The 14,254-nt window shown below is 67.4% G+C and carries 16 protein-coding genes; 8 read left to right on the plus strand and 8 right to left on the minus strand.

Annotation, left to right across the window (positions count from 1 at the left end):
* The first annotated feature begins 143 nt into the window (after positions 1-143).
* From NL126_RS11805 to NL126_RS11825, 5 genes are all read left to right on the plus strand, one after another.
* On the plus strand, positions 144-1,283 hold the full coding sequence (locus tag NL126_RS11805; protein WP_255195076.1) for a thiolase family protein: 1,140 nt from the start codon (positions 144-146) through the stop codon (positions 1,281-1,283).
* Between the two features lie 114 nt (positions 1,284-1,397).
* Positions 1,398-1,631 (plus strand): hypothetical protein, encoded by a 234-nt coding sequence (locus tag NL126_RS11810; RefSeq protein WP_255195077.1) that lies wholly within the window; start codon positions 1,398-1,400, stop codon positions 1,629-1,631.
* A 73-nt stretch (positions 1,632-1,704) separates the two neighbouring features.
* Positions 1,705-1,869, plus strand: coding sequence for a DUF1059 domain-containing protein (locus tag NL126_RS11815; RefSeq protein WP_255195078.1), 165 nt, complete (start codon positions 1,705-1,707; stop codon positions 1,867-1,869).
* Between the two features lie 40 nt (positions 1,870-1,909).
* Positions 1,910-2,932, plus strand: coding sequence for a BtrH N-terminal domain-containing protein (locus tag NL126_RS11820; protein ID WP_255195079.1), 1,023 nt, complete (start codon positions 1,910-1,912; stop codon positions 2,930-2,932).
* 176 nt (positions 2,933-3,108) lie between these two features.
* A complete protein-coding gene (locus NL126_RS11825; RefSeq protein WP_255195080.1) occupies positions 3,109-3,558 on the plus strand; it encodes a PaaI family thioesterase in 450 nt (149 codons plus the stop codon).
* Between the two features lies 1 nt (position 3,559).
* Here NL126_RS11825 and NL126_RS11830 read toward each other — a convergent pair whose 3' ends face one another.
* The 3 genes from NL126_RS11830 to NL126_RS11840 all read right to left on the minus strand — a co-directional run bounded on the left by NL126_RS11830 (position 3,560) and on the right by NL126_RS11840 (position 8,497).
* On the minus strand, positions 3,560-5,248 hold the full coding sequence (locus NL126_RS11830) for an aldehyde ferredoxin oxidoreductase C-terminal domain-containing protein (protein WP_255195081.1): 1,689 nt from the start codon (positions 5,246-5,248) through the stop codon (positions 3,560-3,562).
* A gap of 78 nt (positions 5,249-5,326) precedes the next feature.
* Positions 5,327-7,192 (minus strand): cation:proton antiporter domain-containing protein, encoded by a 1,866-nt coding sequence (locus tag NL126_RS11835; RefSeq protein ID WP_255195082.1) that lies wholly within the window; start codon positions 7,190-7,192, stop codon positions 5,327-5,329.
* Positions 7,193-7,585: 393 nt separating this feature from the next.
* Complete coding sequence (locus NL126_RS11840; RefSeq protein ID WP_255195083.1) at positions 7,586-8,497, minus strand: MBL fold metallo-hydrolase; 912 nt, start codon at positions 8,495-8,497, stop codon at positions 7,586-7,588.
* Between the two features lie 167 nt (positions 8,498-8,664).
* Between NL126_RS11840 and NL126_RS11845 the strand changes: the two genes are divergently transcribed.
* Together NL126_RS11845 and serS are read left to right on the plus strand one after the other, a co-directional pair.
* On the plus strand, positions 8,665-9,408 hold the full coding sequence (locus tag NL126_RS11845; protein ID WP_255195084.1) for a BGTF surface domain-containing protein: 744 nt from the start codon (positions 8,665-8,667) through the stop codon (positions 9,406-9,408).
* Positions 9,409-9,482: 74 nt separating this feature from the next.
* Positions 9,483-10,865: a serine--tRNA ligase gene (serS, locus tag NL126_RS11850; RefSeq protein ID WP_255195085.1), complete on the plus strand. Its 1,383-nt coding sequence runs from the start codon at positions 9,483-9,485 to the stop codon at positions 10,863-10,865.
* Position 10,866: 1 nt separating this feature from the next.
* Here serS and NL126_RS11855 read toward each other — a convergent pair whose 3' ends face one another.
* The 3 genes from NL126_RS11855 to NL126_RS11865 form a co-directional block, all read right to left on the minus strand.
* On the minus strand, positions 10,867-11,124 hold the full coding sequence (locus NL126_RS11855; protein WP_255195086.1) for a hypothetical protein: 258 nt from the start codon (positions 11,122-11,124) through the stop codon (positions 10,867-10,869).
* A 44-nt stretch (positions 11,125-11,168) separates the two neighbouring features.
* Complete coding sequence (locus tag NL126_RS11860) at positions 11,169-12,362, minus strand: alpha/beta hydrolase family protein (protein WP_255195087.1); 1,194 nt, start codon at positions 12,360-12,362, stop codon at positions 11,169-11,171.
* A gap of 79 nt (positions 12,363-12,441) precedes the next feature.
* Entirely contained in the window at positions 12,442-12,768 is a 327-nt protein-coding gene (locus tag NL126_RS11865; protein ID WP_255195088.1) for a nuclear transport factor 2 family protein, read from the minus strand.
* Between the two features lie 82 nt (positions 12,769-12,850).
* On the opposite strand from NL126_RS11865, the gene NL126_RS11870 reads away from it, so the two are divergent.
* Positions 12,851-13,342, plus strand: coding sequence for a DUF367 family protein (locus tag NL126_RS11870; protein ID WP_255195089.1), 492 nt, complete (start codon positions 12,851-12,853; stop codon positions 13,340-13,342).
* Here NL126_RS11870 and NL126_RS11875 read toward each other — a convergent pair.
* Positions 13,339-13,773 (minus strand): luciferase domain-containing protein, encoded by a 435-nt coding sequence (locus tag NL126_RS11875; RefSeq protein ID WP_255195090.1) that lies wholly within the window; start codon positions 13,771-13,773, stop codon positions 13,339-13,341. The two genes, NL126_RS11870 and NL126_RS11875, sit on opposite strands and share 4 nt — an antisense overlap.
* Positions 13,773-14,204 carry a luciferase domain-containing protein gene (locus NL126_RS11880; protein WP_255195091.1) on the minus strand — a complete coding sequence of 144 codons (432 nt, stop codon included), beginning with the start codon at positions 14,202-14,204 and terminating at the stop codon, positions 13,773-13,775. Before NL126_RS11880 ends, NL126_RS11875 begins: the two co-directional genes overlap by 1 nt.
* Between the last annotated feature and the right edge of the window lie 50 nt (positions 14,205-14,254).

A 14,254-nucleotide genomic window follows, 5' to 3' on the forward strand; every position in this document is an offset into this window, starting at 1 on the left:
ATACCGCCGCGAGGCGTCAGGCGCCCACCGCTCTGCCGTAAACCACCCGGTCATTACCGTGTGGTAAGTCAATACCGGGTAGAACTTACAGCAATTAGCTCAAAGACGGGAGAATTTAACATAGAGGGGACTAACCCACGTGTATGAGCGACACGGACCCAGTCGTCGTCAAGGCGTACCGAACCGCACAGGGGAAAGAGGACGGTGTCTTCGCGGACGTGCGAAGCGAGGACCTCTCGATTCCGCTCATCAACCGGATGCTCGACGAGACCGGCCTCACCGGCGAGGACGTCGACGACCTGATGTGGGGCTGTGCCCAGCAGCGCGAGGAGCAGGGCAACAACATGGCGCGCGTCATCGCGCTGATGTCCGACCTCGGCGAGAAGACGCCCGCGACGACCATCAACCGCTGGTGTGCGTCGTCCGCGCAGGCCATCATCTCGGCGTCGGACGCGATTCGCGCCGGCCAGCGTGACTGCATCATCGCCGGTGGTGTCGAGAACATGTCGCGCGTCAAGATGGGCCAGAACAACCAGATCCACCCCGGCCTCAACGACTACCACAACGTCGCGGCGCTCTCGATGGGGATGACGGCCGAGGAGGTCGCCAACCGCTTCGACGTCAGCCGGGAGGAGCAGGACGAGTACGCCGCGCGCTCCCAGCAGCGCGCCGTCGCCGCCACGGAAGAGGGACGCTTCGACGACGAGATCGTCCCCATCGACAACGGTGAGGAGGAAATCACGAAGGACGAGGGACTTCGACCGGGGACCACCGCCGAGAAGCTCGCGGGCCTGCCGACCGTGTTCGCCGCCGACGGCAGCGTCACGCCCGGGAACGCCTCGCAGATCTCGGATGGCGCCGCGGGACTCATGCTCACCTCGCGCGCGTTCGCTGAGGAACACGGTCTCGAAATCATGGCCGAGGTCGGCAACAACGCCGTCGCCGGCGTCGAGCCCGAAGTCATGGGCATCGGGCCGGTCCCTGCGTGCGAGCAGCTGTTCGAGCGCTCGGGCACGACGGCATCCGACTACGACCTCGTCGAACTCAACGAGGCGTTCGCCTCTCAGTGTCTCTACTCGCAGGAACAGCTCGGCTTCGACGACGACATCTACAACGTGAACGGCGGCGCCATCGCCATCGGCCACCCGCTCGGCGCCTCCGGCGCACGCCTGCCCGTCACGCTCATCCACGAGATGCACAAGCGCGACGCCGAACTCGGCCTCGCGACCGAGTGTGTCGGCTTCGGCCAAGGCGCGGCCATCGAGTTCTCGCTGCCGAACTGACGGCGCCGCGTCGTTTTCCCTCGTTTTGGCTGGATACCAGTCAGCTACGTACCGATTTGTCCACTGTAGGCGAACGTTTATCTCGACGACTCCCGTGCGCCACAGCAGAACAGCATGGTACGGTGCGCTTACGAGGGCTGTGGGTGGCAGGCCATCGCCCCGTCGCGAGAGGCCGCAGACGAACAGTACGCCGAACATATAGTCACGGAACACGCCGAGACGGTCGACGCCGACATCCCGGACGGGATGGTACAGGTCCGCGACGGCGAGGACGCCGAGTGGCGGACGATGACCGTCGAGCAGGCCCTGGCGTTCCACGAGGGTCTCCACGACGACGGCGGTGAGTAAGCCCGGCAACGCGGCCCACAAGCGGCCCATAACTACCCCTAACCCGGCGCCATCAGCTACCGGTGGTACATCGATGGTACACGAACTGACCTGCCGAGAGGCCGGCTACGACTGTGACTTCATGATCCGCTCGGAGTCCGAAGACCAGCTCATCGAGATGGTCCAGCAACACGCGAAAGAGACACACGACAAGGAGATGTCACGCGAGGACGTACAGGGGCTCGTCAAGACGGTCTGAGTCCCGAACCGTTATCCGCTCGCGCAGAGACCGGCGAGCCATGCAGCTAGACGGGTTCCACCACGCCGCCGGTTCCCACTGCGGCTCCACCTCCCTGCGCGACCTGTCGGACTACTACGGCTGGGGCTTCTCCGAACCGGAGTGTTTCGGGCTCGCCTCGGGCCTCGGGTTCACGTACTTCGAGCTTCCCACCTCGCCGTGGCGGATGTTCGTCGGCCGGCCGCTGTGGCTCGAACGCGCCTTCTTCGACCACCTCGATATTCCGCACACTGACCGCGAGGGCGATGACTGGGCGACGGCGTGGGCGCAGGTGACCGACCGCCTCGACAACGGCTCGCCCGTGATGCTGTTCGTCGACCTCTACTACCTCGACTACTACGACACGGACACGCACTTCGCCCCCCACTCGCTGCTCGTCGTCGGCTACGACGAGAACCGCGAGGCCCCGGACGGGTCGACGGGCGTCGCGTACATGGCCGACTCGGAGTTCGACGACATACAGCCGTTGGCGCTCGACTCCCTCCGCGCGGCGTGGGCCTCGAAGGACGTGATACCGCTGCAGAACCGCTGGCTCGCGGTCGACGGCACTCCTCGACCGGACACCGAGGCCGCCGTCCGCGAGGCCCTCACCGAGACGGCGAGCTACATGCTCGACCCCGATGGATCCCAGCGGGAACTCGGCTTCGGGACGGCCGGCGTCCCCGGCATCCGGGCACTCGCCGCCGACCTCCCGGACTGGACCGACCTGGAGGACCCGACGTGGACCGCGCGGTTCGCCTACCAGAACATCGAGCGCCGCGGGACGGGCGGCGGCGCGTTCCGCGGCCTCTACGCGCCGTTCCTCGACACGTGGGCCGACTCGGTCGGCCTCGACGGGTTCGACACCCGAATGCACGACATCGCGAGCGAGTGGACCGCGACGAGCGAGGTGCTGTACGCCGCGAGCGAGACCGACGATTCCGACGAGCAGCGCGACCTGCTAGAGCAGGCGAGCGAGCGGGTTGCCGACCTCGCGGACACGGAGCAGGCGTTCTACGAGGACGCACTCGACGAACTCGGGTGAGCCGGCGAAGGTTCAAGTACGGACCCGCGACCACCGTCCCCGTGACGTAGCGGTCGACGTGGACGGACTACGGCGGATGTGTGGCCCACCCGTCCACGAGCGCGTCGTCGGGCCACCTGTTCGCCAGCCTGTCGCCGAGTCGGACGGGTTAAGCCGCCCGCCGCGGACCGCGAGGTATGGACGTCGAGCGAGCTTTCGCCCAGATGCCGTTCGCCAATCACGTCGGGGTCGAGTTGACGACTGCCGAGCCGGGCCACGCCGAGGGAGTGCTGTCGCTGGCGGACGAACACTCCTCGAACCCGAACACGCTGGTCGCGCACGGGGCCGTCGCCTACACGCTGGCCGACACGGTCGGGGGAGCGGCGGTCGTCGCGGCCGTCGAGGACGTGGCACCGACCATCGACATGCGCATCGACTACCTCGCACCCGCGACCGGCGGGGCCCTCCACGCCAGCGCGGACGTGGTCCGGCTCGGCAGCAGCGTCGCAACCGTCAACGTGTCGGTCACGGACGACGAGGGAACCGATATCGCCAGCGCCCGCGGCGTCTACAAGACCGGCGGCGGGGACGGCCGGACCGCGTGGAACGACGACGACGGGTCGCCGTCGCCCGACGAGCTGGAGTGACTCAGTCGTCTGCCGGAGCGGGGCTGCCACCGGAACGCGGGTCCGGTGCGACGCCGTCGTCACTCCACCCGCGCAGGTCGTAGTAGTTCGAGAGCTCCTCGCTCAGCCCGTCGATGTCGTACGGGAGCGCGTCGTCGTCCGAGCGGTCGAACCCGCGCTGGTTGTTGAAGTGACGTTCGAGGTCGACGATGGTGCTCCCCACGTCCATGATGGTCTCCCAGTCCGTGTCGAACAGCCGCGCGTAGCGCTCGGGGGTCATGTTCGAGTACGAGAACTTGCAGAGCACGCCCGAGTCGTGGACGGCGTTCTTGTTCTCCTGCTCGATGAGCCGCTCCGATTTCCCCTCGACGCCGTCGGAGTCGATCGCCTTCTCGGGGGCGACCAGCGGGTACTCCAGCTGGTACATCTCGGCGTACATGTGGTCCGCACCACGGTTCGAGGTCGCGAAGGAGAGCCCCTGGCCGTTGAGCGTGCGGCCGTCGTGGGCGGCGAACTCCATCCCCTTCATCGTCCAGTTCTCGACGCCGAGCTCCTCGTGGAAGCGGTCGATCCCCTCGGCGAGGAGGTCGCCCACGCCCTCGCGCCGGGAGATCTGCTCGATGAGGTCGTGGACGAGCTCGGTGTTGCCGAACTCGTCTTCGGCCTTCAGGTAGGCGGCGATGGCGTCGCCACAGGAGATGGTGTCGAGCCCGTGCTGGTCACACAGCTCGTTCGACTTCATCAGCGCGACGAAGTCGTCCACGAGCTGATTAGAGCCGAACGCCATCATCGTCTCGTACTCCGGCCCCTCGGTTTCGAGCCCGCTCTCCTCGTCACGGGTCGGGAGTTTGCACGCGAACGCACACGACGAGCACGTCCCCTTCTTGTACTTGTGCTCGATGACCGCGGACGACCCGATGTCCCCCACCTTGTCGTACTGCAGCTCCTCGAAGTACCTCGTGGGGAGCGCGCCGACGGCGTTGGCGTAGTCGGAGACGGAGACGGTGCCGGCGTCCTTCATCGGGGAGCCCGACGTGGCGGCCTCCTGGTGAATCTCGCTGGCGAGTTCCTCGTCGAGCCCCACGTCGGGGGCCGAATCACCGTCGAACGTGAGGAACTTCACGCCCTTCGAGCCGAGGACCGCCCCGAGTCCACCGCGCCCGAACGCCCGCGACTCGGAGGTCATGATGCAGGCGTACCGCACCTCGTTCTCGCCGGCCGGCCCCATGACCATCGTGTGCTCTGCACCGATGTCGTGCTCGTCATCGAGATAGTCGAGTACATCGTCGACGATGGCGCCTTCGAGGTTCGGAACGGCCTCGAACTCGACGCCCTCGTCGGTGACGTGGAGCCCCACGAGGTCGTCGCTCGCACCGGTGACCTCGACCGCCCCGTAGCCCGTCTCGACGAAAGGCCGGGAGACGAACCCGCCGGCGTTCGACGAGAGCAGGCCGTTCGTCAGGGGAGAGAGCCCGGTCGCGGACATCCGGCCGGTGTAGCTCATCTGGGAGGTCTGGAGCGGCCCGGCGGCGAACACCACTCGGTTGTCGATGCCGAGCGGGTCGGCGTCGAACGGGATGCGGTCGTGCGCCAGCTTCGTGCCGACGCCGCGTCCCCCGATGAACGATTCGAGGACGTCGTCGATGTCCTCCTCCGTCGTCTCCTGGGCAGTGACGTCGATAGACAGCAGCGAACCTTCCGCGTGAATCATCTATCGTGAGGTTCGGCGGGCCACCCTTGAATCTGCCTGCATGGATGCGCGGGTGGTCTAAAAGGCGCCGTGGCGACGTCAGTTCTCGTCGGGGTTACAGAACGCCATCGCGTCGCGCACGGACTCGCGCTGGCCGATGAGCGTCAGCCGGTCGCCCTTCTGGAGCGTGAAGTCGGCGTCGGGAACCTGCGTCTCGCCGTTGCGTGCGACGAGTGCGATGAGCGTCGCCGCCGGGAGTTCCGGGCCGATCTCCCGGACCGTGCGGCCGACGAGCTCCTCGCTCGTCACCTCGATCTCCTGCACGTCGCCGGAGCGCCCGAGTTCGCCCATCCACCGCGAGAGCGCCGGGCGCTCGATGGCGTTGTCGATGGCCTGTGCCGTGGCGAGCGCCGAGGAGATGGTCCGCACACCCAGATCCTCGAACGCCTCGACGTTGTCCGGGTTGTTCGCCCGGGCGAGGATCGTCTCGACGTCGAACTTCGAGGACGCGAGCTGTGCTACCAGGAGATTGACGTCGTCGTCACCAGTCGCGGCGACGACGATACGGGCGTTGCCTGCACCGGCCGCCTGTAGCACCTCCGTGTCGGTGCCGTCGCCGATGTGGACGGTGTGGCCCTGGTTGCGGGCCACCTCCACCTGTTCTTCGTCGTTCTCGATGACGACGACGTTCTCTCCGCGGTCTTCGAGGCGTTCAGCGAGCGCACGGCCCACCTGCCCGCCTCCGATTACGAGTACACGCATGGGTATCACGTCAAGGAACTCCGCGATGCGACGGGCGAGGCCGCCCTCGAACACGACCGTCGCGAGGATGACGAGGAAGACGGTGCCGACGAGCAGCTCCGCCGCCTCGGTCATCCCGGCGTTCTGTAGCTCGACGGCGAACAGCGTCGCCACGGACGCTGGGATGATGCCGCGCGGGCCGACGAGGCTCACGAACACCTTCTCGTTTCTCGTGAACCGGTCGCCCGAAAGCGAAAGGAACACGAGGGCCGGGCGGATGAGCAGCGCGACGGCCACCACGACGACGAGTCCGCCGATGCCGAGGGCGATGAGGTCCTCGAAGCGGAGGAGGGCGGCGAGCGCGATGAACACGAACGAGAGGACGATGAGCGTCACGTCGCCCTTGAACTCCGAGATGTCCTCCTCGTAGGGGACGTCGAGGTTGCCGAGGATGATGCCCGCGGTGGCCACGGCGGCGACCCCGGCCTCCGTGGCGATGAAGTCCGCCGCGCCGAACGCCACGAGCGCACCCGCCAGCACCAGCAGTCGGGCATTCTGTGGTGCGTTACCGGGCGAGAGGTCGACGTACCGGAGCAGGTACCAGACGACGGCGGCGACGACGATGCCGACGAGTACGCCGACGCCGAGTCGCTCGGCGAACAGCACGAGGAACTCCTCGGGCGCGGTGTCACCTTCGATGATGATCTCGAAGACGACGACCGCGACGATGGCTGCGGTCACGTCGTTGACGATGCCCTCAGTCTCGAGCGCCGCCTCGACGCGATCGCGGACGGGAACGACTTCCAGAATGGGTGCGATGACCGTCGGGCCGGTCGCCACCAGCAGTGCACCGATGAGGAACGACACGTCCCACGGCGCGTCGAAGGCGAACTTCGTGACTACGGCGGTAGCGACGAGCGCGATGAGCGCTCCCAGCGTCACGAGCCTGGTGTTTTCGGTCGGAGCCTCCCGGAGCTTGTCCGCCCGGAGGTGGAACGCCCCCTCGAAGACGATGATGGCGACCGAGAGGCCGACGATGGCGGGCAGCGCGCCGCCGAACGACGATCGCGTGACCAGCCCCAGCCCTTCGGGGCCGAGCGCGATGCCCGCGCCGATAAGGAAGATGATGCTCGGCACCTCGAACCGGTCCGAGAGTATCTGTGCGCCGACGCCGAGTCCGATGATCGCCGCGACGAGCGGGATCAGGTTGCCGGCTCCAGCCATCCGAGCACCTCCATCACTCGCCGGGTTCGGCGGGACCGCATATTAAACGTCCGACCCGGTCCCGGCGGATTCCCCACCCCGATTTCCGCTTCCGGTCGGAACTTGTTCTGGGAGGGCGTCATGAACTGCACGATCGGTGGGCGAATGGTCAGTTCGTGACGGCTGCGCTGTCGACCGCGTGGGCGTTCGGCGGGAACGGTGGGCGAACGTCCGGGGGGCGGTTTACGCCTCCCTGTCCAGATACCGCACCACGCCCTCCCTGTTCATGCGACCCGTTTTGCGGTGAGCGGGTCGCGGAGCGACCTGGAACCGCAAGAATCTGCACGAAAAACGTCGGAGTCTCGTTCCGTTCGGCCCCGATGAACCGCTCGGCTCTGCGAACCTCGCGGACGCTCACTCGCCCCGCTGGTCCAGATACCGCAACACGCCCCGCGTGTTCATCGCGGCCTCGGCCTCGGCTTTCAGTTCGCCCCACACCTCGCGCATCTCGGTTTGGGCGACGAAGTGCTCGACGACCGCCTCGTCGTCGCCGAGTTCCTCGCGTTTCGCGGCGATCGCTTCGACCCAGTCGGTGAGCACCGACATGTACTCGGCGAGTCGGTCGCCGGTCTCCACAGGACCGAAGTGAGCGTAGCAGAGGGTCTCCGGATCGATCTGTCGGATGGTCCGCACGTCGGCGATACACTGCTCGAAGTCGAAGTTCGGTGGCGGCGAGGTGACGTGAACCTCGTCGAGCGTCGGAACGTAGATGCCCGCGGCGTCGGCCGTGTAGACGGCATCGTCGCTCGGCGAGTGGAAGATGGCGTGGTGTGGCGCGTGGCCGGGCGCGTCGTGGACCTCGATGACGCGGTCACCGAGGTCGAGCACGCTCCCGTCGTGGACCTGCTGGAGGCGACCGGCAGGGACCGGGTTCGGCTCGCCGTAGAACTGGAACTGGTCGCCGACCGCGTGCTTCGTGCCCTCCCAGAGTCGCGACGGGTCCACGAGGTGTTTCGCGCCGCGCTCGTGACAGACGACGGTGGCGTTCTCGCAGGCGTCGGCGAGAAAGCCCGCGCCACCCACCTGGTCGAGGTGGACGTGCGTGGGGACGACGTACGACACCGCTTCGGGGGCGATGCCGAGTTCGTCGAGCGCGGTGAGCGTGTTCTCGTAGTTCGCTCCGGTGCCGGTGTCGATGATGGCCGGCTCGGGCGCGTCGATAATGTAGAGCGATCCGTACTCGGGCGTGTCGTACATTCCCGTGTCGAGATAGTACGTGTCCGAGACGCCGCCAACGTCGACTTCGAACACGTCACCGATTGCCATACCGAGAGGTTGCGGGGATTCGAGGATGAAACTGGCGCTCGACGCGGAGGGTTCAACCAGCGTTTCAGTTATCCAATACTTTTCGGCATCTCCCCCGGAACGGTCGGCTGCATGCCTGCCCTCCAATCGCGCAGTCGCATCGCATCGCCACCGGTGGTGGTCCACCGATGAAGCACGGCGCCGTTGCCGCTGGTCTCGTCGTCGCCGTCGTCGCCGTGGGCGCCCTCGGGGTCGCCGTCGCGCCGGACGGCCTCCTCGGTCCCGCCGACCCCGGGATGGAAACTCCCGGGTCGCCGTCGGAGCCGACCGCGACGCCCGGCGCACAGGTCGACGCCGACGCCCAGTTCAACACGACTGCTCACCACGAGTCGGTCCTGTTGCCAGCTCGTGCCGACGCCCTTCTGACGGGATCGAGCGGGCTCGAACCGGGTCGCACCGTCACCGTCCGGCTCGCGTCGTCGGACGACGGGTTCGACACGACGAAAGAGGTGGTCGTCCTCGACGACGGCACGTTCGGCGCAGTGGTGAACCTCAAGGACGTGGAGCCGACCACGCACCTGACCGCCACCGTCAGCTACAACGACACCCAGCTCGCGAACGACACCGTCCGCGTCACCGGTCCCAACGGGACGCACTTCCACGTCACGGGCGAGCGCATCACGGTCCAGAACACGACCGGGCAGACCGTTCGTGGTGCGACGAGCCTCGACCCCGGCACGAACGTCACGGTCCGCGCGCGGTCGAGCGGGTCGAGTCCGTTCCTCAAGTCGACGGTGGCGACCGTCCGCGAGAACGGGACGTTCGTCGCCACGTTCGACTTCTCCGGCGTCGACCCCGGCACCGAGTTCACCGTGACCGCCCATCACGCGGGCGACACCGTCGAGCGGTCCGGGGCTGTCACCGAGGACTGACGCGCCGCTCACCCCCGTCACACCGAACCACAGCATCGACACGCCTTTTGCGAATCCTGCGGAACCTCCGGCAAATGCTCTCGCGACAGTATCTCCGCGACAACCCCGACGAGGTGCGCAACGCCCTCGACGCCCGGGGGTACGACGATGTGGACCTCGACGCGGTTCTCGACACCTACGACGAGTGGCGCTCGCTGAAGTCGGCGGGCGACGACCTCCGCCACGAGCGCAATCAGGTGTCGTCGAAGATCGGCCAGTTGAAACAGGAGGGGAAAGAGAAGGAGGCGCAGGAGGCTATCGAGCAGTCGAGCGAACTCAAGGCCGAACTCGAGGAACTGGAGGCGCGCGCCGGCGACCTCGAAGCCGAGCTCGAACGGCAGTTGCTCGAACTGCCACAGATTCCGGACGAGTCGGTTCCGGTGGGCGACGACGAGAGCGACAACGTCGAGCGCGACCGCGTCGGCTTCGACGACCTCCGGGAGCTCCCCGACGAGGTACAGCCCCACTACGACGTCGGTGAGGCCCTCGAAATCATCGACGAGGAGCGGGGCGCGAAGACCACCGGCTCGGGGTTCTACTTCCTGAAAGGCGACGGCGCCCGCCTCGAACACGCGCTCATCCAGTTCATGCTCGACGTCCACCGCGAGCAGGACTACCACGACGTCTTCCCGCCGGTTCCCGTCAAGTCGACCTCGATGCGCGGCACCGGGCAACTCCCGAAGTTCAACCACGATGCCTACCGCATCGGCGGCGCCGAGCAGGAGGCGTACGACGACGACGACCTCTGGCTCTGTCCCACCGCGGAGGTGCCCGTCACGAACATGCACCGCGAGGAGATCCTGCTCGACGAGGACCTCCCGCTCAAGTACCAGGCGTACACGCCGAACTTCCGGCGCGAGGCGGGCGAACACGGCACCGAAACCCGAGGCATCGTCCGCGTCCACCAGTTCAACAAGGTCGAACTCGTGAATTTCGTCCGACCCGAGGAGAGCTACGACCGGCTGGACGCGCTCGTCGACGAGGCCTGCGAGGTGCTCGACCGGCTCGGGCTCCCGTATCGGACGCTCGACCTCTGTACCGGCGACCTGACGTTCGCGTCGGCGAAGACCGTCGACATCGAGGTGTGGGCGCCTGGCAACGACAGCGAGGACGGCCCCGAGCAAGGTGGGCGGTGGCTGGAAGTGTCGTCGGCGTCGAACTTCGAGGAGTTCCAGGCGCGTCGCGCCCGCATCCAGTACCGGCCCGAGCGCCACGAGTCGGCGGAGTACCTCCACACGCTGAACGCCTCGGGGACTGCGGTTGGGCGGGTAATGGTCGCCATCCTCGAGTACTACCAGAACGACGACGGCACGGTGGACGTGCCGGAGGCGCTCCAGCCGTACATGGGTGGCACCGAGGTCATCGAGGGCCACGCCCCCGTCGGGGAGAGCGCGATCGGTTCGGGCGAGCGAGACTGATTCAGGCCGTCGCGCGCCCGTGGCGGTGGCCGAGATAGAACGCTGCCGCGGGGACGACGAGGAACGCGACGACGTTCACCGCGAGCAACAGTAGGCTGACGGTCTGGCCGACGGTACCGACCGTGGGGAGCCACGACCTCCCTTCGACGAAACCAGTTACCAGCGCCTCGGCGGCGATACGGAGCGCGAACACCGCGAGGACGAGCGCCACGACGCCCAGCGGGTAGCGAACGGACGGTGAGTGTAGATTCAGGGACACGTTTCTGGGTGTGGATGCGACACCGATAGCTGTTCCGCCGACTGTCAGGCCACGAGCGTCTCGTCGAGCCAGTCGTAGATGACGCCCGTCGCGAGCCGCAGGTTCCCGACCTGACAGTGCTCGCCCGCGCCCTCCTCGGTGGTGAACACGCGCAGCGTGGTCGGTCCTGCGAGTTCGTCGACGAACGCCTGTGCCAGCCCGAGCGGGACGAAGTGGTCGTCCTCACCCGCGAGCACGAGGGTCGGACACCCGATTCGGTGTGCGAGTCCCGCGAGCGAGAACTCGCGGAGTCGCCGCTGGAGGTCGGCAGCGCCGTCGACGCCGAACACCCACCGGGAGTTCTGCATGAGCCAGCGCGACTCCACGCTGAACTGACTGGCGAGCGTGGCGAGCCCGTTCACCAGCGCGTCCGGGAGATGTAACATGAGGCGGGCGAGCCGGGGGTTCTCGTAGGCCGACGCGCCCCAGAGGTCGTGCATGTGGTCGAACGCGACGCAGGCGGCGATTCGGTCGTCGAACGCCGCCGCGCGCGGGGCGTAGTAGCCGCCGAAGCTCACCCCCACGAGGCCGATGGCCCCGGGGTCGACGTCTGGACGCTCGGTCAGGTAGTCGAGGACGGGACCAACGACGTGCTCCCAGTCGGCGCGCGCGGCCAGTCCCTCTTTCCTGAGGGGTGCGCCCTGTCCCGGTCCCTCGAACAGCAGCACGGTGTACCCCCGGGCGAGCGCCTCGGGGACGCCACAGAGGAAGTAGAGCTCCTCGGCGAGCGAGTCGAAGCCGCCGAGACAGACGACCGTCGGCCGCGGCCCGTCAGCGTCGGGGGGCGCGAACAGGTAGCCAGGGAGCGTCGTCTCCTCGTAGGAGATCTCTACCTGTTCGGGGGGTGCATCGAGCAGGGCCATCCCGGCGCGGAACGCCCGGCGGCTCGCCTCGTAGGTCTGGGGGCGTCGCGGGTCGTCGCTGTCGAGGAAGAACTCCGCGGTCCGGTAGTAGGTGTGCGCCCGGAGGTAGCCGAACCGGGCGGTCCGGTCGTTCCCTGCCTCGTGGGCGTCGTCTGCCGCGCGCTCAACCCCTTCGGCCGTGCGACGCCACTCGGTGTGCCAGGCCTCGGTGTCGCCGTCGTCGATGCGGTCGGCGGTCACCAGCACCTCGCCGGGCTCCGTGCCGCCGAAGGTGGTGTACGCCAGCGCGCGGAGGGTCTGGTAGTCGAACGCCTGCCCGTCGAAGTGAACACGCATACGACGTGAGCGACGGCCCGCAAGAAAAAATTGTGGCAGGCCCGCTGCCATGGGCGGACGGACGAACAGCCCGGCCGATTCAGTGCGTGTAGGTTCGGAGTCGTTCGATACGACCGTCCACGAACGCGAACGTATCGACGAACCGGAACAGCGGGTCGCCGTCGGCACCCTCCAGTCGCCCCTCGACGGCGACGCGGTCGTCGGCCGGATACACCGCCTCGACGACGTGGCGGGTGTCGGTTCGCGGCCGCGACTCGCGCATGAACCGGACGAACGCGTCTGCCCCCTCGATGGTCCGGTCGGGGCGGTCGTGGACGAACTCGTCTGCGAGGAGGGAACGGAGGCGGTCGTACGCCCCGGCGTCGATACTCTCGTAGTAGCTCCGGGCGACGGCGGCGCGGTCCATGACTGTGCCGACGCGAGCGACCGACAAAAGCCCCGGGCACGCGGGACGAGCCGCTTTTTGCGCCGCGGGTGAAACGGGGGCTGTGGACCTGCACGTCCGGTACGAGGGTGACGACGACCCGAAGAAGTGTACGGCCCGGAAGCTCGCGCGCTTCGACCTCGCGGAGCTCCATCGCTCGCCGCGGTCGGTCCCGGCCGGCATCGTCCTCGACCCGTACGCCGAGCAGGCGCTCTCGCCCGCCGATTCGGGGTGGGACGTGCTGGTCGCGCTCGACTGCTCGTGGGAGACTGCCGAAGAAGAGGCGTTCAAACTCCGCGGCGACCACCGTGCGCTACCGTATCTGGTCGCGGGTAACCCCGTGAGCTACGGGACGCCGTTCCGCCTCAACACCGTCGAGGCGTTCGCTGCCGCCTGTTATATTCTGGGAGACCGCGCGCAGGCCGAACAGCTCATGTCGAAGTTCCGCTGGGGGCACACCTTCCTCGAACTCAACGAGGAGCCCCTGGAGCGGTACGCAAACTGTGCGAACTCGGCGGAGGTCGTCGCGGTGCAGGAGGAGTATCTGGACCGCTAGGCGACGGGCGCGAACGCCTCGTTGACAGCCGTGGACACACCGAGGTCGGCGAGTTCACGTTCGAGGTCCGGCGCTGGAATCGTCTCGTCGCGCTTCGAGAGCGCGGCGGCGTGGTACAGATACGAGATCCGCAGCAGGTCGACGCCCAGCTGGACGTTCGCGGGGACGGTGACGTGGAACGTCGTCCACCCCGAATCCGGGTAGAGGTGGTGCGGCTCGGTGCGGCCGCTCTCGACGAGCGCATCGCGGAGCCGCCGCGGGAAGTTGATGTCGACGAACCCGTTGGCGTGGACGTGACCGATTTCGCGGTTGCCGAGGCGGAACTCGCGGCCGCCGAACCGGTGGGGCTCGGCGATGACGCCCGGCAGGTCGAGCGTTCGCTGGACCACACGGTCGACGAGGGTCGGCTCGGTCTGTGGAATCGGCGCCATCAGGCCATCGCCATGATTGCCTCGCGGAGGTCGTCGTCCGCGCCGAACGTCTCGAGTTCGGCCTCGACGTCGATGTCGTCGGCCATCGACGCCTTCCCGTCGTCGTGGCTCACGTCGAGGACGTAGTAACAGTACGCCAGCCGCAGGAGCTTCGTTGCCTCCTCGACGTCATCCTCGCCGCGGATGGTGAACGTGGTCCAGCCGGTCTTGCCGTACATCGGGTGCGGCTCGGTGCGACCGGCGGCGACCAGCGCCTCTCGGACCGGAATCGACAGCGGGAGGTCGAGCGACCCGTCGTCGTCGATGTGGCCGAAATCCTCACCGGCGAACATGAACTCCGTTCGGCCGCCACGGCGCTGTTCGACGCTCACGCCGTCCCACTCACTCACCTGCGATACGATCGACTCTTCGATTGGCTGTGCAATAGGCATGGACACCGTACGAAAACGCTCGGAGCGGTAATAAACCGGAACTGCTTACC

Source organism: Halorarius litoreus (assembly GCF_024362405.1).
In the GTDB taxonomy this organism is placed as follows: Archaea; Halobacteriota; Halobacteria; order Halobacteriales; family Haloarculaceae; genus Halorarius; species Halorarius litoreus.

Bases quoted from the DNA above. Each gene is read 5' to 3' on its own strand.
- NL126_RS11805 (WP_255195076.1), top strand. From the start codon at position 144: ATGAGCGACACGGACCCAGTCGTCGTCAAGGCGTACCGAACCGCACAG.
- NL126_RS11810 (WP_255195077.1), top strand. From the start codon at position 1,398: ATGGTACGGTGCGCTTACGAGGGCTGTGGGTGGCAGGCCATCGCCCCG.
- NL126_RS11815 (WP_255195078.1), top strand. From the start codon at position 1,705: ATGGTACACGAACTGACCTGCCGAGAGGCCGGCTACGACTGTGACTTC.
- NL126_RS11820 (WP_255195079.1), top strand. From the start codon at position 1,910: ATGCAGCTAGACGGGTTCCACCACGCCGCCGGTTCCCACTGCGGCTCC.
- NL126_RS11825 (WP_255195080.1), top strand. From the start codon at position 3,109: ATGGACGTCGAGCGAGCTTTCGCCCAGATGCCGTTCGCCAATCACGTC.
- NL126_RS11830 (WP_255195081.1), bottom strand. From the start codon at position 5,248: ATGATTCACGCGGAAGGTTCGCTGCTGTCTATCGACGTCACTGCCCAG.
- NL126_RS11835 (WP_255195082.1), bottom strand. From the start codon at position 7,192: ATGGCTGGAGCCGGCAACCTGATCCCGCTCGTCGCGGCGATCATCGGA.
- NL126_RS11840 (WP_255195083.1), bottom strand. From the start codon at position 8,497: ATGGCAATCGGTGACGTGTTCGAAGTCGACGTTGGCGGCGTCTCGGAC.
- NL126_RS11845 (WP_255195084.1), top strand. From the start codon at position 8,665: ATGAAGCACGGCGCCGTTGCCGCTGGTCTCGTCGTCGCCGTCGTCGCC.
- serS (WP_255195085.1), top strand. From the start codon at position 9,483: ATGCTCTCGCGACAGTATCTCCGCGACAACCCCGACGAGGTGCGCAAC.
- NL126_RS11860 (WP_255195087.1), bottom strand. From the start codon at position 12,362: ATGCGTGTTCACTTCGACGGGCAGGCGTTCGACTACCAGACCCTCCGC.
- NL126_RS11865 (WP_255195088.1), bottom strand. From the start codon at position 12,768: ATGGACCGCGCCGCCGTCGCCCGGAGCTACTACGAGAGTATCGACGCC.
- NL126_RS11875 (WP_255195090.1), bottom strand. From the start codon at position 13,773: ATGGCGCCGATTCCACAGACCGAGCCGACCCTCGTCGACCGTGTGGTC.
- NL126_RS11880 (WP_255195091.1), bottom strand. From the start codon at position 14,204: ATGCCTATTGCACAGCCAATCGAAGAGTCGATCGTATCGCAGGTGAGT.